23 protein-coding genes are annotated in these 16,388 nt (G+C 48.9%); 10 read left to right on the top strand and 13 right to left on the bottom strand.

Annotated elements, in window-relative coordinates; translation table 11 throughout:
• The 3 genes from deoD to VIN66_RS06700 form a co-directional block, all read left to right on the top strand.
• Nucleotides 1-459: purine-nucleoside phosphorylase (gene deoD, locus VIN66_RS06710; RefSeq protein ID WP_331923256.1), on the top strand; the 459-nt coding region annotated here is incomplete at its 5' end.
• 33 nt (nt 460-492) lie between these two features.
• The gene (gene gpt / locus VIN66_RS06705; protein WP_331923255.1) at nt 493-963 is read left to right on the top strand and encodes a xanthine phosphoribosyltransferase; all 471 of its coding nucleotides are present in this window, start codon (nt 493-495) and stop codon (nt 961-963) included.
• A 47-nt stretch (nt 964-1,010) separates the two neighbouring features.
• Nucleotides 1,011-1,577 carry a nucleoside deaminase gene (locus VIN66_RS06700; protein ID WP_331923254.1) on the top strand — a complete coding sequence of 189 codons (567 nt, stop codon included), beginning with the start codon at nt 1,011-1,013 and terminating at the stop codon, nt 1,575-1,577.
• Between the two features lie 17 nt (nt 1,578-1,594).
• Here VIN66_RS06700 and VIN66_RS06695 read toward each other — a convergent pair whose 3' ends face one another.
• The 8 genes from VIN66_RS06695 to queF all read right to left on the bottom strand — a co-directional run bounded on the left by VIN66_RS06695 (nt 1,595) and on the right by queF (nt 9,915).
• Nucleotides 1,595-1,819 carry a VF530 family protein gene (locus VIN66_RS06695; protein WP_331923253.1) on the bottom strand — a complete coding sequence of 75 codons (225 nt, stop codon included), beginning with the start codon at nt 1,817-1,819 and terminating at the stop codon, nt 1,595-1,597.
• A 67-nt stretch (nt 1,820-1,886) separates the two neighbouring features.
• Entirely contained in the window at nt 1,887-2,894 is a 1,008-nt protein-coding gene (locus tag VIN66_RS06690; protein WP_331923252.1) for an isocitrate dehydrogenase, read from the bottom strand.
• Between the two features lie 202 nt (nt 2,895-3,096).
• Nucleotides 3,097-4,455 (bottom strand): hypothetical protein, encoded by a 1,359-nt coding sequence (locus VIN66_RS06685; protein ID WP_331923251.1) that lies wholly within the window; start codon nt 4,453-4,455, stop codon nt 3,097-3,099.
• Nucleotides 4,439-4,867, bottom strand: coding sequence for a DUF3192 domain-containing protein (locus tag VIN66_RS06680; protein ID WP_331923250.1), 429 nt, complete (start codon nt 4,865-4,867; stop codon nt 4,439-4,441). The genes VIN66_RS06685 and VIN66_RS06680 overlap by 17 nt, the downstream gene beginning before the upstream one ends.
• Nucleotides 4,868-4,869: 2 nt before the next feature.
• Nucleotides 4,870-5,679 carry a flap endonuclease Xni gene (xni, locus tag VIN66_RS06675; RefSeq protein WP_331923249.1) on the bottom strand — a complete coding sequence of 270 codons (810 nt, stop codon included), beginning with the start codon at nt 5,677-5,679 and terminating at the stop codon, nt 4,870-4,872.
• On the bottom strand, nt 5,680-7,038 hold the full coding sequence (gene ppnN, locus VIN66_RS06670) for a nucleotide 5'-monophosphate nucleosidase PpnN (protein ID WP_331923248.1): 1,359 nt from the start codon (nt 7,036-7,038) through the stop codon (nt 5,680-5,682).
• A gap of 29 nt (nt 7,039-7,067) precedes the next feature.
• Nucleotides 7,068-8,624: a diguanylate cyclase gene (locus VIN66_RS06665; protein ID WP_331923257.1), complete on the bottom strand. Its 1,557-nt coding sequence runs from the start codon at nt 8,622-8,624 to the stop codon at nt 7,068-7,070.
• A 433-nt stretch (nt 8,625-9,057) separates the two neighbouring features.
• On the bottom strand, nt 9,058-9,915 hold the full coding sequence (queF, locus tag VIN66_RS06660; RefSeq protein WP_331923247.1) for an NADPH-dependent 7-cyano-7-deazaguanine reductase QueF: 858 nt from the start codon (nt 9,913-9,915) through the stop codon (nt 9,058-9,060).
• Between the two features lie 46 nt (nt 9,916-9,961).
• Between queF and syd the strand changes: the two genes are divergently transcribed.
• Nucleotides 9,962-10,525, top strand: coding sequence for a SecY-interacting protein (syd, locus tag VIN66_RS06655; RefSeq protein WP_331923246.1), 564 nt, complete (start codon nt 9,962-9,964; stop codon nt 10,523-10,525).
• Here the strand turns inward: syd and VIN66_RS06650 are convergent.
• Together VIN66_RS06650 and VIN66_RS06645 are read right to left on the bottom strand one after the other, a co-directional pair.
• Complete coding sequence (locus VIN66_RS06650) at nt 10,510-11,322, bottom strand: Zn-ribbon-containing protein (RefSeq protein WP_331923245.1); 813 nt, start codon at nt 11,320-11,322, stop codon at nt 10,510-10,512. The genes syd and VIN66_RS06650 overlap by 16 nt on opposite strands.
• The gene (locus VIN66_RS06645; RefSeq protein WP_331923244.1) at nt 11,294-11,581 is read right to left on the bottom strand and encodes a hypothetical protein; all 288 of its coding nucleotides are present in this window, start codon (nt 11,579-11,581) and stop codon (nt 11,294-11,296) included. Before VIN66_RS06645 ends, VIN66_RS06650 begins: the two co-directional genes overlap by 29 nt.
• 176 nt (nt 11,582-11,757) lie before the next feature.
• Here VIN66_RS06645 and VIN66_RS06640 point away from each other — a divergent pair, with 176 nt between their 5' ends.
• Nucleotides 11,758-12,120: a DUF3192 domain-containing protein gene (locus VIN66_RS06640; protein ID WP_134057161.1), complete on the top strand. Its 363-nt coding sequence runs from the start codon at nt 11,758-11,760 to the stop codon at nt 12,118-12,120.
• Nucleotides 12,121-12,165: 45 nt separating this feature from the next.
• On the opposite strand, the gene VIN66_RS06635 is transcribed toward VIN66_RS06640, so the two are convergent.
• Entirely contained in the window at nt 12,166-12,393 is a 228-nt protein-coding gene (locus tag VIN66_RS06635; protein ID WP_331923243.1) for a DUF2789 domain-containing protein, read from the bottom strand.
• A gap of 136 nt (nt 12,394-12,529) precedes the next feature.
• Between VIN66_RS06635 and VIN66_RS06630 the strand changes: the two genes are divergently transcribed.
• Together VIN66_RS06630 and VIN66_RS06625 are read left to right on the top strand one after the other, a co-directional pair.
• Entirely contained in the window at nt 12,530-13,177 is a 648-nt protein-coding gene (locus VIN66_RS06630; RefSeq protein WP_331923242.1) for a GNAT family N-acetyltransferase, read from the top strand.
• Nucleotides 13,178-13,202: 25 nt separating this feature from the next.
• Nucleotides 13,203-13,520: a DUF962 domain-containing protein gene (locus VIN66_RS06625; RefSeq protein WP_331923241.1), complete on the top strand. Its 318-nt coding sequence runs from the start codon at nt 13,203-13,205 to the stop codon at nt 13,518-13,520.
• Here VIN66_RS06625 and VIN66_RS06620 read toward each other — a convergent pair.
• A complete protein-coding gene (locus VIN66_RS06620) occupies nt 13,513-13,812 on the bottom strand; it encodes a DUF3301 domain-containing protein (RefSeq protein WP_134057153.1) in 300 nt (99 codons plus the stop codon). The genes VIN66_RS06625 and VIN66_RS06620 overlap by 8 nt on opposite strands.
• Before the next feature lie 110 nt (nt 13,813-13,922).
• Here VIN66_RS06620 and VIN66_RS06615 point away from each other — a divergent pair, with 110 nt between their 5' ends.
• The 3 genes from VIN66_RS06615 to VIN66_RS06605 are packed head-to-tail and all read left to right on the top strand — an operon-like array spanning nt 13,923 to nt 15,486.
• Nucleotides 13,923-14,243, top strand: coding sequence for a YqcC family protein (locus tag VIN66_RS06615; protein ID WP_331923240.1), 321 nt, complete (start codon nt 13,923-13,925; stop codon nt 14,241-14,243).
• A complete protein-coding gene (truC, locus tag VIN66_RS06610) occupies nt 14,240-15,037 on the top strand; it encodes a tRNA pseudouridine(65) synthase TruC (RefSeq protein ID WP_331923239.1) in 798 nt (265 codons plus the stop codon). The genes VIN66_RS06615 and truC overlap by 4 nt, the downstream gene beginning before the upstream one ends.
• Nucleotides 15,034-15,486 carry a flavodoxin gene (locus tag VIN66_RS06605; RefSeq protein ID WP_331923238.1) on the top strand — a complete coding sequence of 151 codons (453 nt, stop codon included), beginning with the start codon at nt 15,034-15,036 and terminating at the stop codon, nt 15,484-15,486. The genes truC and VIN66_RS06605 overlap by 4 nt, the downstream gene beginning before the upstream one ends.
• A gap of 13 nt (nt 15,487-15,499) precedes the next feature.
• Here the strand turns inward: VIN66_RS06605 and VIN66_RS06600 are convergent.
• Nucleotides 15,500-16,388, bottom strand: an 889-nt coding sequence (locus tag VIN66_RS06600; protein ID WP_331923237.1) for an NADP-specific glutamate dehydrogenase, incomplete at its 5' end; no start/stop codon positions are given.

The raw sequence follows: 16,388 nt of genomic DNA, 5'->3' as shown, positions 1-16,388 counted from the left end.
GGTGTGAAAAACATCATCCGTATCGGTTCCTGTGGTGGTTTGCCATTGTCTGTAAAAGTACGTGATGTGGTAATAGGTATGGGCGCCAGTACCGACTCAGGGGTGAACCGTAACCGTTTAGCCGGTATGGACTTTGCTGCTATTGCCAGCTTTAACCTGCTGGAAAAAGCCGTTGCTGCAGCACGTGCCAAAGATATCGACGTCAAAGTGGGTAATGTATTTACCTCTGATCTGTTCTACAACCCGAGTGAAACCTTGTTTGATACGCTGGAGAAATACGGCGTGCTGGCAGTGGAAATGGAAGCCGCTGGCCTGTATGGCGTGGCGGCTGAGTATGGTATCAATGCGCTGGCAATCTTTACCGTCAGTGACCATATCCGCACCGGTGAGGCGTTAAGTGCAGAATTGCGTCAGACCAGTTTTAACGAAATGGTCGAAGTGGCACTGGGTTGTTTATAATTTCCGACTAACCGAATTTGTAGGACAGACGCTATGTCGCTATCAACCAATAAAATGTTTTATGTATCGTGGGAAGCTTTCCACCGTGCAACCAAGGAGCTGGCGCATCAGTTGCTAGGCAAAGAATACAACGCGATAGTTGCAGTCAGCCGCGGTGGTTTGGTACCAGCGGCCATTCTGGCACGTGAGCTGAATATCCGTGTGGTTGACAGTATCTGTGTCGCCAGTTACGAACACGATAAACAGGGCAGTTTGCGTATTCTCAAAGACGCCAGCCTGCAGGACGATAAACAACTGCTGATTGTTGACGATCTGGTCGATACCGGCGAAACCGCCAAAGCCCTGCGTGAGCATTTCCCCAAGGCCTGTTTTGTGACGATTTATGCTAAACCTCAGGGTAAACCGCTGGTTGATCATTATATTACCGATATAGAACAGGATACCTGGATCCAGCTGCCATGGGATATGGAACTGGCATACAGTAAACCGCTGGCCGACAAGTAACATACTAATCAGGCCCGCTGTTGCGGGCTTTTTTTTGAGGAACACAAATGAATAAGCATCAGGTTATGCTGGATTTACCTGGCTGGATTGACGAGGTTGTCGACTGGGATAAGGTTTACCGCAGCGATGAAGAAAAAATGGCCGTCGCGGTAGAGCTGTCTCATCAGAATGTATTGCGCGGCACCGGCGGCCCTTTTGGCAGTGCCATTTTTGATATGGCCAGCGGCAAATTGGTCAGTGTTGGTGTGAACCGGGTTATGCCACTGCATAACTCTGCAGCACATGGTGAAATGATGGCCATCATGCTGGCTGAGCATAATCTGCAAAGTTTTAGTTTGTCAGCTGATGGTGTGAAACGTGAACTGTTCACCTCTTGTGAACCCTGTGCTATGTGTCTGGGCGGAACACTGTGGAGCGGGGTAAAACGTTTGGTTTGCGCCGCCACGGCAGAGGATGCCCGTGCGATAGGTTTTGATGAAGGCCCGGTATTTGACAGTAGTTATGCTTATCTGCAAAACGCCGGGGTAGAGGTCGTGCGCCTGGTACAGCGTGAGGCTGCTAATCAGGTATTACAACATTATATTGGCAGCGGTGGTACCATCTACAACGGTTAAAGCCCGGTCAAGCTGTATTACCGCTGCTGATACAGCTTTTGGGCAACAAACAGGTCTTCAACTTTTTGCCGTGCCCAAGGCGTTTTACGCAAAAACTTTAAACTGCTTTTTACCGATGGATCCTGCTTAAAGCAGTTGATATCAATCTGGTTTGCCAGTGCAGGCCAGCCAAAGTGGTCTACCAGTGCCGTGACAATTTGCTCCAGCGTAAAACCATGCAGCGGATTATTGGCTTGCGTCATATCAGAATCCTTAACTCAGCATAAAAAAATAGCCACCCGAAGGTGGCTATGCTAACAAAATTTTTGCTTACAGGCGCTCTAATACCGCAGTAGTGAAGTCGGTAGTACCGAAGCTGCCACCTAAATCGCGGGTTGTGCGATCGCCAGTAGCGATTACATCTGCCAGTGCTGAGCGGATTTTCTCTGCTTTGTCCTGCATACCCAGGTACTCCAGCATCTGGATTGACGCCAGGATTACAGAACTTGGGTTAGCCAGGTTTTTACCGGCGATATCCGGCGCACTGCCATGCACAGCTTCAAAAATCGCGCAATCAGCACCGATGTTTGCGCCAGGCGCCATGCCCAGACCACCGACTAAACCAGCGCATAAATCTGACAATATATCGCCAAACAGGTTAGTGGTAACGATAACGTCAAACTGTTGCGGGTTCATCACCAGCTGCATACAGGCGTTATCAACAATCATTTCCTGCGCTTCGATATCCGGGTAGCGGGTGGCAACTTCGCGCGCTGTTTTCAGAAACAAACCCGAGGTTGATTTCAGAATATTGGCCTTATGCACGATAGTCACTTTTTTGCGGTTTTCGCGCCGTGCCGTTTCAAAGGCAAACACGGCAATACGTTCTGCACCTTCGCGGGTAACGATGCTGGTGGCTTCTGCAACTAAACCATCAGCAGACACGACCTGGCCATGCCCTGAGTACATACCTTCGGTATTTTCACGGATGGTAATGATATCAATGTTTTCATAACGGGCTTTGGTGCCTTTAAATGAGATCACCGGGCGCACGTTAGAGTACAGGTTGAATTTCTTACGTAAGGTAACGTTAATTGACGTGAAACCTTCACCAACAGGCGTGGTGAGAGGGCCTTTTAACGTGATCTTGTTGCGGGCAATTGCATCTAATGTTGCTTGCGGCAGTAACTCACCGGTTTTTTCCAGTGCGGTTAAACCGGCATCGACATACTCATATTCAAATTCACAGCCAACTTTATCCAGCACCTGAATGGCGGCTTCAACAATGCTCGGGCCAATGCCATCGCCTTTAATGACAGTAATAGTTTGTTTGCTCATGGGGATCCTTAGCTGTCGTAATTATTCGGGTCGTAGTTATTCGACGTACTTAATCAGACGTACTTGTTTGAAAACGGCCTCTGGCGGGCCTGAAAACGGCGCAGAATATAGCATTTTTCGGCACATTACGCCAGTTTGCTACGAAGCAGGCACAAAAATCTCAGTTATACCCTGTATAACGTATATGAATGTTGTAATAAAACTACAATGACAAAGTCAGTGGGCAGTAACATTCGCTGTTGGCTGCCAGCTGCGCCAGCCAGTTATGCTCATTTGCCACTGCTGCTGGACGTTTTTCAAGCAGCTCAATGTTGTCATTAAGCAGCAGTACTTTACAGCTGTTCCAGGCAAACGAAATCGCCAATGTTCTGTTGTCGGTTAGTGTCGTCATGTTATGCAGCCACTGTGTGACCGGCTGTTGCCAGATTGTCAGTTGATACTGACACAGTAAATCAGATATCAGTGCATGAGTGCTGTCCTGGCGATAAATACTATCGTCAAAAGGGGCTGTACTGCCCAGGCGCTGTGGCGCCAGTGCCGGGCTGCTGTAGTCGTTGTGTCTGAACCAGAGTGGCGCGCACAGGCAAAGTGACACGGCCTGCCAGTAAGCTTCTGAATGCTGTTCGGCACTAAGCAGGGCAAGAGCGTGCGCCATGACTTTACTAAACTGCTGCCATACAGCCTGCGACGGGTTTTTCAACCTGGCCAATTGATAATGCAGCTCAGCTTCGGCCAGGATAAACGGTATTTGCTGCCTGCCGAGCAGATTCAGCGCCAGATGAAGATTGCTTATTTGTTGTTGTTGCCGGTTTAACTGACTTGCTCTGGCCAGCACCGGGGCTGCCAGCTCTGGCTGTTGTTGCAGATACTGTTCCAGCTGTTTGGTTTCAGCATCGTATAACTCCGTGAAGCGGGAGTCCGCGCTGAAGTTTTCAGGGCTTGGCGCAAGGTCTGAATTGTCCAACTGGCCCAGGCTCTGTAGCAGCTGTCTTAGCAGGGCTATTTCATACTCGCTTTTTGTCAACGCGATACGCAGGCCAATCTGCTGCGCTAATGGCAGCGATTGACTGCTCAGATATTCCGCCTGCGTCAGGACCAGGCTCAGAGGGTTTTGCAGCCAGTAAGCAACCTTGCGCTCAGTCGGATAACTACCGGCCAGTATTAACCGCAGGCTGCTGCTTTGCAGGCTTTGCTTTAATATGTGCGCTGCTAACAGTGCAGGGTAGGCTTGCCACCTGGCGCTTTGTGGCTGCTCTGGCATAGCCTGGCACAATACGCTACAGAACCCGGCCCGAAGGGCAAGCTGCTGTATCTTTTCTGGCCAGCAATAGTGCCTGCATAGCAGTAATATGATTTCGATGCGCTGTAATGCTATCGGTATGCCGGATTCGCTTTGCAGTAACAGCGCACCGTTGTCTGGCAGTGATAAACGCAGCGCGCTTAGCTGTAAACTTAACTTCAGCGCTGTATCGGGTTCTGAGCGGGTACGCAGATAGCGGCAGCTTTGGAGTACCAGCTCCTGATACTGATTGAACGTGGTAACTTTAGTCTGCACTGCCACGCACAGCCTGATACTGCAACACTGCTGATTCGCCTATTGCAATTAACTGCCGGTTTTTAAACAGCAGTGCAGTACATTCTGCTGTTGTGGTGATACCGTCCGGCGTGTCACGGTGCGTACGGTAATACAATACCTGATACAGCGTATGCCCTTGTTGCTTCGCCACTGTGATGTCTGGCGAGCCAAGCCGGTCCAGTACCTGTTGCTGATTAATGCCGCTGCTCAGTGTGTACTGGCTGATGATTTTATGATTAAACACTTCGCGATCAGCCCAGGTCATTTGTTCTACATCATCCTGATACCAGAACAGCACTGCCAGAGTCAGCAACATATAAATCAGCACGCCTAACATGAAGCCGGTGAATTTGCTGATGCGAAAGTGTGAGGTAAAGCGCTGAATGTTTGCCTGCATATCTATCCGTCCTGCTGGACAATACGCATTTCCTGCAGGTTAAGGCCCAGTTGTACATCTGTTTTTAATGTCAGGATCTGCATAAAAACCTTAATTTGCTCTTTGTGCTGCAAAATTTTCTCGCGCAGCTTTTTATGGCAATCCGGATGTTCCAACGCATCAGTCAGAGTGGCGCCTAATGCCAGTAAATCATGCGCGCCTTTTGGGCCAATACCATTTACGCCAGGAATATTGTTGGTGCTGTCGCCCACCAGGCTCCAGTACCGCACCAATTGAGTGGTGCTGACACCAAATTTCTGCTGCACATCTGCTGTGCTGTGGAATTGGCGGGCGAAAGCATCATAAACCTGAATATTTTGCTCTAACAGTGGCAAAAAGCCTTTGTCTGTTGAAACAATCGTAACCTGTTGTCCATGCTGGGCCATTTTTACCGCAACAGAAGCAATAATGTCATCAGCTTCATATTCAGCTTGCTGAAAACTGTTTATACCGGCGTTTTTCGCAACCTGTTGCAGGTTTTCCAGCGCACCGGCCAGTATTGCCGGCATGGGTTTACGATTCGCTTTATAGTCCTGATACAGTGCTTTTCGCCACAGGCTGTCACGGCCGTCAAACACCAGCAGCGCGTGGCTGGGGGACAATTCCTGCTGCAGTCTGGTCAGCGCCTGGCGCAGCATGTTTTCTGTGTTACGCACAATTTGTGCTTTTGTGCTTTCGGTCACATCGTCAGGCAACGGCAGGTAAGGCCGCTCCTGCACAGCATATAAACGCCGGATCAAGTTTAAAGCGTCGATAAGCAGTAAATGGGCCATCTAGCGCACAACCCTGTAGCACGGGATGTATTTACTGCCAGGCAATTTCATCCTGCCCTGATCAACGAAAGCCTGTAACAGCGTGTCCATCATTTGCATCAGTTTCGGTTCACCACTTATCTGGAATGGCCCATGCTGGCGTATTGCTTTAATGCCTTCGTCTTTCACATTGCCGGCGACAATGCCGGAAAAGGCGCGGCGCAGGTTAGCTGCCAGTGTTGCTTTGTCTTGCTCCAGGTGCAAGTCCAGTGCGGCCATGTTCTGATGATTCGGGATAAAAGGCTGCTGGAACCCCGGTTCAATTTGCAGTGTCCAGTTAAAGTGGTAAGCATCTCCTACCGATTTGCGGTAATGTCTGACGTCTGCTGCACCAAGCTTGAGTTTACGGGCAACGGCAGGGGCGTCATCAATAATAATCTCAAATAAATCCAGCGCTTCTTTGCCAAGTGTATTCTCGATAAAGCTGGCAATTTCACGGAAATAAGCTTCGCTCTGTTTCGGGCCGGTCAGAATCACGGGTAGCGTTTGCTGTCTGTTGTCCTGGTGCAACATGATACCAAGCAGGTATAACAACTCTTCTGCTGTGCCGGCGCCGCCCGGAAAGACGATAATACCGTGAGCCACCCGGACAAAGGCTTCCAGCCGCTTTTCAATATCTGGCAGTATCACCAGCTCATTGACAATAGGGTTAGGGGGTTCGGCTGCAATGATACCTGGCTCAGTCAGGCCCAGGTAGCGGCCACTGCTGCGCCGTTGTTTGTTATGGCCTATAGTGGCGCCTTTCATCGGCCCTTTCATGGCGCCCGGACCACAGCCGGTACAAATATCCATGCCGCGCAGGCCAAGTTCATAACCTACTTCTTTGGTGTACTTGTATTCTGTCTCATTGATAGAATGGCCGCCCCAGCACACTATCATGTTGGGTTCATTGCTGGCATCTATAACGCGGGCATTACGCAGAATATCAAACACTGTGTGGGTAATGTGTGGGCCAAGATTTAAATCGAGCCAGCTTTTGTTGCTCTGCAAGCGGCTGTGATAAAACAAAATATCCCTTAACACCGCAAACAAATGCTCGTGTATGCCTTTGATAATATGGCCATCAACAAAAGCGCTTTGCGGCGGGTTAAACAGCTCTATTTTGATACCGCGCTCACGGCTAATCAGGTTGACTGAAAAGTCTTTATATTGCTCATATATTTCTGCAGAACTGTCTGTATGGCTGCCGACGTTCAAGACAGCAAGACAGCAGTTACGAAATAACCGGAAGGCCTCTTGCTGGGTATTTTGCTTTAAATGGTCTACTTCTAATTGTGATAACAGATCCATAGACCCTAGCGGGTTTAACTGCACATGCATATGTGCTCCTTCAATATTGATAAAACCCGCTATTCGCTGGCGGGTTTTAAAATGACTTTGTCCCGGCCCGATCTCTTCGCTTCATACAAGGCTTCGTCTGCACGATCAAAAGCACTGCGGCTGGTATCTTTCGTGACAAACTGTGTAGCGCCAAATGAAATCGTGATTGGAACACTGACATTTTTGAATTTAAACGGGATTTTCCTGATTTTCTCTCTCAGCGTATTCAGCGGTACTTCCAGCTCTGCAAGCGATGTTTCAGGAAACAGGATAATAAATTCCTCGCCGCCGTAACGGGCGATGAAGTCGGTCTCACGCAGGTTTAATTTCAGCGTCTTAGCAATAACTTTTAATGTTTTATCACCGGCGCTATGGCCGTAGTTGTCATTAATACTTTTAAAATGGTCCACGTCAGCCAATACTACGCAAAGTGGCTTTTTATAACGCTGCCAGCGTTTAATCTCGAACTGGTAACGTTCGTCAAAAGCAGCACGATTCGGGATCTCTGTAAGGGCGTCCTGCAGGCTGCGAAAGCTCTGATCTGAAATACGCTTTTTAAAGGTTAAAGCTTCGCTTTCCAGTTCATGTAACCGGTGTTCCATATCACCGAGTGTCAGCTGCAGGTTATGCCGTTCTTGCTGTTCCAGTTGGTCTTTTTCACGCAGTGAGCTGTTAATGGCGGACAGCTTCTCACTCACCAGCGTTTTTAGCTGTTCGAGCGACGTAGCTTTCTCGCTGGCGGCGCCCAGGTGAACAATCTGCTGTTCAATTTGCTGATTCAGTATCTGCATACGCTCTTTCAGCGCAGAGGATGTACTCAGCGATGAAACAACCGCTTGCTGTACGCCGGACAGAGCATCGTTTAACTTCAGGAGAAAATGCTCTGCTGATTGTCGTTCACGATTGATGCTGCTGATAATAATACTGATCGTCTTAAGACAAGCTTCCAGCAGGGCGTCGATAGGCAATTTTTCCAGCAAGCTATGCCGGATATTATCCATCTCTGCAGCGCTCTCTTCAGCGAAGGCCAGTTCGCTGAGCAGATTTGTCAGCTCTACACTGATCTGGCGACAAATATGGCTGTAGCGGTCTTCATCTGCGCAGTCGCTGCTTAATTGTTGTTTCGCTTCCAGCGCGTGCTGGTATAGCCTGGTTAAATCATTCAGGTGGGGTAAAAAAGCGTGTACCGTAGCGGAGGGCGTTTCAACTTTGCCCAGTAATTCTCTTAAGTCGCGCCTTAGCTGGTCCGGTAAACCTTTTTGTTTCTGCAGAAGTTTGCCTGCTTCTGTCAGGCCGCGCTGCACTTTTTGCACGTCAAGCTGGTGTTTTGCTTCTAATTGCTTCAGGTTTTCGCTGGTGCCTTCAATAAAAGGCAGCAATTTTTCCAGATCGGTACCGCGGTTTAACTCGGTACGTAATTTCGCCAGCCGGTTGTCCAGATCAACGTCTACGCCTTTGCATGCCAGAGACAATCTGGAAACAAATAATGCCAGTATTTTAAATTGCGCTTCATAGGTATCTTCCAGCGCTTTACGGGCTTTGAGGGCATCATTCAGTTGTTGTTTAGTGTCGTCCTGCAAGGGCATCACCCATCAACCATTTAGTTAAATACATGTTTAATCTTAAGTATATCGAGTATCGCTGCAAAAGCGATCACTGTTTGTACTCAAATCAGACTTTTGCACAAAAAAAACGGGCCAAAAAGGCCCGCTATAGTAGGGAATGTTTTTATTCAGGTTTACTTCTTACACAGGTAGTAAGGTAACCATGATTGTTCTTCAGTAGAGGTCAGGTTAAACATAATCAGCATTCCTTGTTGGAACTTGCGTCTGATTTTCCCTCAGACGCTGCACATTTAACCAGAAATGCCGCTTTTTTGAAAGTTTGTTTGTAATATTTCTTTTTTATTTCAGATTTTGCCAGCAAGAAATAGTTTTTATCTGCTTTTTAGTCATTCTTACGCATTGAGAATGCCTTTACCTTCACTTTTTGGTGAAAGTTGCCTTGTAATATTACATGTTACTGTCGGCTGAGGCGGATGTTTGGTGGTGTACAAGGTTCACTAGCGCGCCAGGGGTTTATATCCAGGCCACCACGACGTGTGTAACGGGCATACACGGCTAAAAAAGAGGGCTGGCAGCGCAGCCAGATGTCGGTGAAAATGCGCTCAACACACTGCTCATGAAACTCATTGTGGCTGCGAAAGCTGATCAGATACCGCAGCAATGCTTCATGATCCAGCGCTTTGCCACGGTAATGAATATACAGGCTGGCCCAGTCCGGCTGAGAGGTGATCAGGCAATTAGATTTTAATAAATGCGAGTGTAAACGCTCTTCAGTGACATCTGCATCAGGTTGCAGTTGTAGCAGACTGGCGTCGTACTGATACTGGTTGATCTCAATGTCTAAATCATCAATACAGCGGCCGGGGATCCAGGTCGGTTGAAAGGTGGTAATTTCATTAACGTTGTGCAAGCTGACTTTAACTTGTTTGCCGGCGCAGGCAGATAAATCTTGCTGCAGATGCTTATAGACCTGGCCTAGATCGGTAAAGCGGCTTTGGTTAAAACTGTTCAGATACAGTTTGAAAGATTTAGACTCGATAAGATTGGCAGAATCGAATGGCACAACAAAAGTTGCAAGGGCTACCATAGGTTTGCCTTTCGCGTTTAACCATGACAGTTCATAACCGTGCCAGATATCCTGGCCAACAAAAGGTAAGGCGGTTGCATCCAGGCCGATATCGTCCCGGCCAAGGCTGCGCGGCACGGCTTGTAATAAACTGGCATCATATTTATCGGCGTAGGCGCTGGCTTTCCCCAGGCTGAGCCCGGCAAGCAAATCTGAGTTAAGGCTGGTCATGTCTGTTGGTGTCATCGCTTTGCTTTGGCGTTACAATGGCGCAAGTTTATCATAAAGTCTGATGGAAGATCGCGTGGTGCTAGAGAGCAATTACACCCATTTTGTGCAGCAAGCCGTGAGTTGGTACAAACAGAATCAACAATCTTTAATGACCTGGTGCGATCCAAACAGCCCGTCACCTTGTCAGGTCGGCGCAGTACAGGATAATTCCGTGCAGTGGCAACCGGTATTGCAACAGCAGCCGGCAGATTATCGCAATGTTGAACAGGCGCTTGAGCTGACACTGCACCAGGACATCAAGCGTTTTTATCAGCTTTACTATGGAGCAGGTTTATCTGCTTTGCATCAGCGCGGTAAGCTGATGCTGCTGATGGTGTGGAACGAAGATGATGTAAAACGGTTACAGGAAAATATTATCGGCCACGTCATTATGAAGCGGCGTCTGAAGCAGCGGGAAACAGTGTTTTTTGCCACAACAGAAGATGACGATATTTTGCTGTCCGTATTAAACAGCACGGGTGAGGTGTATCTTGAGCATGTTGGTCAGGAAGTAACAGAAAAACTTTCTGATAATCTGACCGACTTTATCGCCAGCCTAAAACCATGCAGTTACGATGGGCTTTGACAATCCCAGGCTACATTGCTGACTAAACGGCAACTGTCGCATTTAAAATCAAATATATCATGTAAAGGTTCAGCTAAACGCCAGTTACCGTTGCAGCCGGGGCAGCGTTTGTCGGTTTCAGCTATGCAATTGTCGCTACTGCCGCTGTACAAGGCATAAAACACTGGCGTGAGACTAATACGTTCAAAGCGGCGGTCTAATGCTCGTCCTTGCTTATTCAGCTTACTGTTAAGCTGCTGCAGGCTGCGCTCGGCGCTTTTATGCAATACCCGTTTTTGTTGCATCTGAATTTCGTCCAGTGCCTGATATTGCAGTTGCCAGCGGATTAACTGCTCATGGTCATCGGTAAGGGCAGAAAACTTGTATAACGGCACAGGGGCAAAGTGTTCGCCGCAGCGCAGCGGTGAGCAGGTTTCGCTAAAGCGGCTGTACAATATATAACACTCACTGCTTAGGCACGGATCGGTATGAGATGACATCAAATCCATCCCCAATATTTGCCATTGTGGGTAAGCCAGGCCTGAGTTCGCCAGCTGCTCAAGTACAGCTTTGCCACGCTGGCTATGATATTGCTGCTGCAGCGCATCTTCTGCCGGTAGTACGACCCTGCTGTTAAATCTGTCCTGCAGCCAGGCTGTAGGAAACTCACGCCCCAGTACCTGGCCGTTAAAAATGAGCGCTTCGATATAACGACGAATGGCCCCTTCTGCCTTGCTAAAATCAGTATCGGCAATGATTTTAAAGCTCAGTTCCGCCAGATACACGCCGTTACCCCAGCTTACTGAGCAAGAGGTCAAGTTTGGCCTCTATACGTTGTAGGCGGGCATTAATGTCGTCAGAACCGGTTTCAACCTGCAGCGTATCTGTCTGCCCGGGTAGCTCAGACCCATTGTCTGCGTACACCGGGTTATTACGCCAATGCTGATACGCCGCAAACAGTTGTTGCGGTGCTAACTGTCCGGCAAGGCGGGCACGGAATAACGCCAGGCTGGGGGTTTTTCCTTCTTGTTGCAACTGCGCTGCAACCTGCTGCAGTAGCATTACCGCGTCGGTCATATTATTTGCCTGTTTGACTAACTATTAGTGGAATTTACCACCGCTGACAGATTAATGATAGCTGCTGTTTTTTAATTCATTGTTTTTAAAGGTTTTAATCGGTGGCATAGTCTTTGCTTTTCTGGGGAGTGGTCAGGTAGATGGCCCTTTAATCATAACAACACAGGAAAATCATTATGTTAGCAAAGGTCTTCGTTACTGCGGCTCTGGCAGTAACCTTATCAGGATGTGTCGTGGCGGTAGGTGGCGATCATGACTTCGAACGTGATGACAGCAGCTGGAAGAAAACCCAGCGCTATAATCAGGAGCAAATCAACAAGCTGACGTTGCAGATGAGCGCTGAAGATATCCGCACTTTGCTGGGCACGCCAGACTTTACTGAATCGTTTAACAAAGATGGTGAGACAGTGCAGGTGCTGTTTTATCGCACCCATCACCAGAAAAGCGATGGCAAAACGACAAAAGATGAATGTACGCCATTAGTGTTTAAACAAAATCGGCTGACGGGCTGGGGTGATAAAGCCTATCAGTATTTATAACTGTCAGAACCTCAGCAGCCAGGGGGGCTGCTGAGGTTTTACTGTTTAATGCATCAGGGTGTTTAGCTCATCAATAATTTCACACCATTCTGCATCCTGTTTCAATGACTCGCGCAGGAAGCTGGCCTGAGCCTGACTCCAGAATGGCGCGTCCTGGATGGCGGTGCCGGGTGACAGTTTGTGCTGGCGGATAAACTGTGCCATCGCTTGCTCGTCATTATCCAGCCCCAGCTGGGCAAATAAGGTTGTTAACGAGTGGTTTGAGGTATCCATCTGTTCCTCCTTTATGGTGTTTCACTGGTTCTTTAGCATAGCTAATCGATTGTCGCTTTGCTGTGACTGTCTGCTTGGCAACGACAAACCTTACTGCTATTGTGGATAAAAAAACAACAATATCACCGGGGCCTGTATGTTAGCTGAATTGAATACCATAGAGCTGGATCGGCTTAAAGCCGTTTTGCTCAGCGCAGATGAACTGAAACTGGCGGCATCTTTACTGTATCAATCTTATTATGATGACCCTTTGTTTATGGAGATTTTTCGCGCTGATAAGCCGGACTATGAACAGCGTTTAAGGGCCGCGATACGTGAAGAGTTAAATACCTTCTGGCAGGCAAAGCAGCCCATTATAGGGCTGTTTCAGGGAGAACAGTTATTTGGTGTGGCCTGTGTCATAGAACCGGATTCGGGTATTGGTAGCAGCCGTTTATGGCACTGGCGGTTAAAAATGCTACTGACAGCAGGTTATGTATCGACCAAACAGCTGCTGGATAAAGAGCAGAAAATTCATGCTGCGATGCCGGCAGAGCGTTATCACATGCTGGCGTTTATCGCCGTCGCTCCGAAGCAGCAGCATTTGGGACTGGGGCATTATCTGATCCACGCTGTAGACTCTATCGTTGATAAAGATGTGTCATCAGCGGGCATCGGTGTTTTTGTTACGCTGGAAAAGTACAAAGCGTTTTTTGCAGATGATAAATATCAGGCAGTTACCGAGCTGGCGTTTAACACGGTAAGCGGTACGCTGATGTTCCGGCAGCGGCAAGCACAGCAGTAGCTGAAAAAGCAGGTAAATTCAGCCTATGGATAAATTCAGCAGTTTTGCCCAGTTTTACCCGTACTATTTAAGCGAGCATCGTCATCCGGTGTGCCGGGCACTGCACTACATTGGCAGCGCACTGGTCATTATTGTGTTGCTGTACAGCTTGTTCAGTCAGCAGTGGCGCTGGTTATGGTTGCTGCCACTGATTGGTTACGGTTTTGCCTGGGTTGGGCATTTTGCTTTTGAACACAACCGGCCGGCAACCTTCAAACATCCGTTTTACAGCCTGGCGGCCGACTGGGTTATGCTAAAAGACTTCCTGACCGGTCAGCTCAAACGTAAGTTGGGCGCTAATTAATACGGTATGCTGGCAGATTAAATGCTGCCAGCCGCATCCCGCTCAGTAGCAATTCTGCCTGATAACGGCTTTCGCCGTCACCGCTGAAATCGACCTGATAGACGGTAATAAAGCGTAACCGGCCATCAACTTTGCGTATGCTGTGACCGCTGCGGCCGCAGTCAAGCAGTTGTAATTGTTGTTGCTGACACAATTGTCTGGCAATGACAAATGCGCGCTCATCCTGTTTGCGTTGCATCCAGAACAAATAACAAATACTACTGATAAACAGCAGCAGTAACACCGGACCCATATCGTACTCCTTATCGCTATCGGCAGATAATGCTGACTGCCAACGCGCTTTGCAAGGGCTGGCTGCGATCTTCGCTTATGGTAAACTGTTCTCTGAATAACGAGGATGCTATGCCAGATACAATACAGCAGTTGCTGAGCGCACTTGAAGCAGAGCTAAAACAGCTGCAGCTTTGGAGTGCTTCCCCGCCTGATACCCGTGCGCTTGAGAGTACGCTGCCATTTTGCTGCGATACTTTGCCACTGGAACAATGGTTACAGTTCATTTTTCTGCCAAGAATGCAGGCATTAATTGATGCCAGGTTAAGTTTGCCCGGCAAAGTTGGCATCCTGCCAATAGCAGAAGAAGCATTTAAACCTCACGGTGAGAAGGTTGCGCCGTTGCTTACGATCATTGCCCGTATCGACACGCATGTACCGGGGGGGAAATGAGTTCTGCTGCGCCTTTTGTACTTGATGTACCGCTTAATATTCTGTATCAGGATCAGTATCTTGTTGCAGTAGATAAGCCAAGCGGTATGTTAGTTCACCGCTCATTTCTGGATAAACATGAAACCGTATTTGTGATGCAGACGCTGCGAGATCAGATTGGTCAGCATGTGTTTCCGGTGCACCGGCTGGACCGCCCGACCTCTGGTGTATTGCTGTTTGCATTATCTGCCGATGTTGCCCGGGTGCTTAGTCAGCAGCAAGAACAACAATGCTGGCGTAAGTACTATCTGGCCGTGGTGCGCGGCTTTTTAATGCAAGGTGGCGAGCTGGATTATCCGTTGAAAGAAGAGCTGGATAAAATTGCCGATAAGTTTAGCCGCGACGATAAAGCACCACAACACGCTATCAGCCGTTATCAGCCATTGCAGCAGGTTGAGCTGCCGATCCCGGTCAGTAAATATCCTGCCGCACGTTACTCTTTAGTTGCGTTGCAACCGCTGACCGGACGCAAACATCAGCTGCGCCGGCATCTGGCTCACCTGCGCCATCCGATTGTTGGAGATACCAGCCATGGTGACGGTAAGCACAACGCGCTGTTTAAGCAACATTTTAATTGTCGCCGCCTGATGTTAGTGGCAAAGCAGTTGCAACTGCCTCATCCGGTAACCGGCGAACCTTTAAGCCTTTCAGCAGGTCTGAACGAGCTTGAGCCGCTGTTTGTCAACTTTGGCTGGCCAATAGCAGAGGCGTATTATCAGCAGCAGTTTGCTGAGCTTTTTAGGGAGAAAACATGACCAAAGTCGCGCTAATTATAGGTACTGTGTATGGCGCCGCCGAGTATGTTGGCGAGCAGGCGCAGGCATTATTGAATGAGCTGGGCTACCAGACGATGCTGTTTACTGAGACAAAGCTTGACGATGTACTTCGTTTTAACGCTGATATCTGGCTGGTCATCAGTTCGACAACAGGGCAGGGCGATATTCCTGATAACCTGCTGCCGTTTTATCTTGATGTGCAAAACCGGTTTCCGCTGCTTACCGGTAAGCAATTTGCCGTGATTGCCTTAGGTGACAGCAGCTACGATACATTCTGCGGTGCAGGTGAGCAACTGCACGCATTATTGCTGGAAATTCAGGGCACTGAGCTGGCGCCGATGCTACGCATCGACGCAGGTGAAACGCTGGAGCCTGAGACGATAGCGCTGCCGTGGTTACAGCAGCAGTTTGCTAATTTGGGCCAGTAATACTGACAAAGGGTTAAACAACGCCCTGCTCAATCATGGCGTCGGCAACCCGACGAAAGCCGGCAATGTTGGCGCCCAGTACCAGGTTGTTTGGTTCACCAAACTCGGCTGCGGTGTCACGCGCCTTAATATAGATATTGCGCATAATAACCTGCAGTTTTTCATCTACTTCCTGAAAACTCCAGCTTAGCATACTGGCGTTTTGGGCCATTTCTAACTGGCTGGTGGCGACACCGCCGGCATTTGCTGCTTTACCCGGACCATAGGCTAAACCGTGACGTAAAAATACAGCTACGGCCTCCTGGGTTGACGGCATATTGGCCCCCTCTGACACGGCAATGCAGCCATTAGCTACCAGCGCTTCGGCATCGGCCCCGGTCAGTTCGTTCTGGGTGGCACAAGGAAAGGCTAAATCGGCTTTAAAGCGCCAGACTGCATGGCCATCGGCGGGGTAGTCGCTGCGGGCAATATAAGTGGCGTCCGGATGATGCTGCATGTAGCTGGTCAGGCGGCCCTGCTCAGTCTCTTTAATTTGCTTAAGCGTAGCCAGATTAATGCCGGCCGGATGATAAACCGTGCCGGTAGAGTCGGAGCAGGTGATGGTCGTTGCACCCAGTTGCTGTAGTTTTTCTATGGTGTAAATAGCCACATTGCCAGAGCCTGACACCAGACATGTTTTACCGGCAAGCTCTTGATTGCGATCTGCCAGCATATAACGGGCAAAATAAACACAACCATAACCGGTTGCTTCTTTACGGCCCAGCGAGCCGCCCCATAAAATACTTTTACCGGTAAAAACACCGTCAAAGCGGTTAACCAGCTTTTTATACTGGCCAAACATATAGCCTATTTCGCGGGCGCCAACGCCAATATCGCCGGCAGGCACGTCGGTGGTTGGGCCT

The sequence above is a fragment of the Rheinheimera sp. genome (assembly GCF_036568245.1).
Lineage (GTDB): Bacteria > Pseudomonadota > Gammaproteobacteria > Enterobacterales > Alteromonadaceae > Alishewanella.
This window is presented reverse-complemented; position numbering and strand designations above follow the sequence as displayed.

Bases quoted from the DNA above. Each gene is read 5' to 3' on its own strand.
- gpt (WP_331923255.1), top strand. From the start codon at position 493: ATGTCGCTATCAACCAATAAAATGTTTTATGTATCGTGGGAAGCTTTC.
- VIN66_RS06700 (WP_331923254.1), top strand. From the start codon at position 1,011: ATGAATAAGCATCAGGTTATGCTGGATTTACCTGGCTGGATTGACGAG.
- VIN66_RS06695 (WP_331923253.1), bottom strand. From the start codon at position 1,819: ATGACGCAAGCCAATAATCCGCTGCATGGTTTTACGCTGGAGCAAATT.
- VIN66_RS06690 (WP_331923252.1), bottom strand. From the start codon at position 2,894: ATGAGCAAACAAACTATTACTGTCATTAAAGGCGATGGCATTGGCCCG.
- VIN66_RS06680 (WP_331923250.1), bottom strand. From the start codon at position 4,867: ATGCAGGCAAACATTCAGCGCTTTACCTCACACTTTCGCATCAGCAAA.
- xni (WP_331923249.1), bottom strand. From the start codon at position 5,679: ATGGCCCATTTACTGCTTATCGACGCTTTAAACTTGATCCGGCGTTTA.
- ppnN (WP_331923248.1), bottom strand. From the start codon at position 7,038: ATGCATGTGCAGTTAAACCCGCTAGGGTCTATGGATCTGTTATCACAA.
- VIN66_RS06665 (WP_331923257.1), bottom strand. From the start codon at position 8,624: ATGCCCTTGCAGGACGACACTAAACAACAACTGAATGATGCCCTCAAA.
- queF (WP_331923247.1), bottom strand. From the start codon at position 9,915: ATGACACCAACAGACATGACCAGCCTTAACTCAGATTTGCTTGCCGGG.
- syd (WP_331923246.1), top strand. From the start codon at position 9,962: ATGGAAGATCGCGTGGTGCTAGAGAGCAATTACACCCATTTTGTGCAG.
- VIN66_RS06645 (WP_331923244.1), bottom strand. From the start codon at position 11,581: ATGACCGACGCGGTAATGCTACTGCAGCAGGTTGCAGCGCAGTTGCAA.
- VIN66_RS06640 (WP_134057161.1), top strand. From the start codon at position 11,758: ATGTTAGCAAAGGTCTTCGTTACTGCGGCTCTGGCAGTAACCTTATCA.
- VIN66_RS06635 (WP_331923243.1), bottom strand. From the start codon at position 12,393: ATGGATACCTCAAACCACTCGTTAACAACCTTATTTGCCCAGCTGGGG.
- VIN66_RS06630 (WP_331923242.1), top strand. From the start codon at position 12,530: ATGTTAGCTGAATTGAATACCATAGAGCTGGATCGGCTTAAAGCCGTT.
- VIN66_RS06625 (WP_331923241.1), top strand. From the start codon at position 13,203: ATGGATAAATTCAGCAGTTTTGCCCAGTTTTACCCGTACTATTTAAGC.
- VIN66_RS06620 (WP_134057153.1), bottom strand. From the start codon at position 13,812: ATGGGTCCGGTGTTACTGCTGCTGTTTATCAGTAGTATTTGTTATTTG.
- VIN66_RS06615 (WP_331923240.1), top strand. From the start codon at position 13,923: ATGCCAGATACAATACAGCAGTTGCTGAGCGCACTTGAAGCAGAGCTA.
- truC (WP_331923239.1), top strand. From the start codon at position 14,240: ATGAGTTCTGCTGCGCCTTTTGTACTTGATGTACCGCTTAATATTCTG.
- VIN66_RS06605 (WP_331923238.1), top strand. From the start codon at position 15,034: ATGACCAAAGTCGCGCTAATTATAGGTACTGTGTATGGCGCCGCCGAG.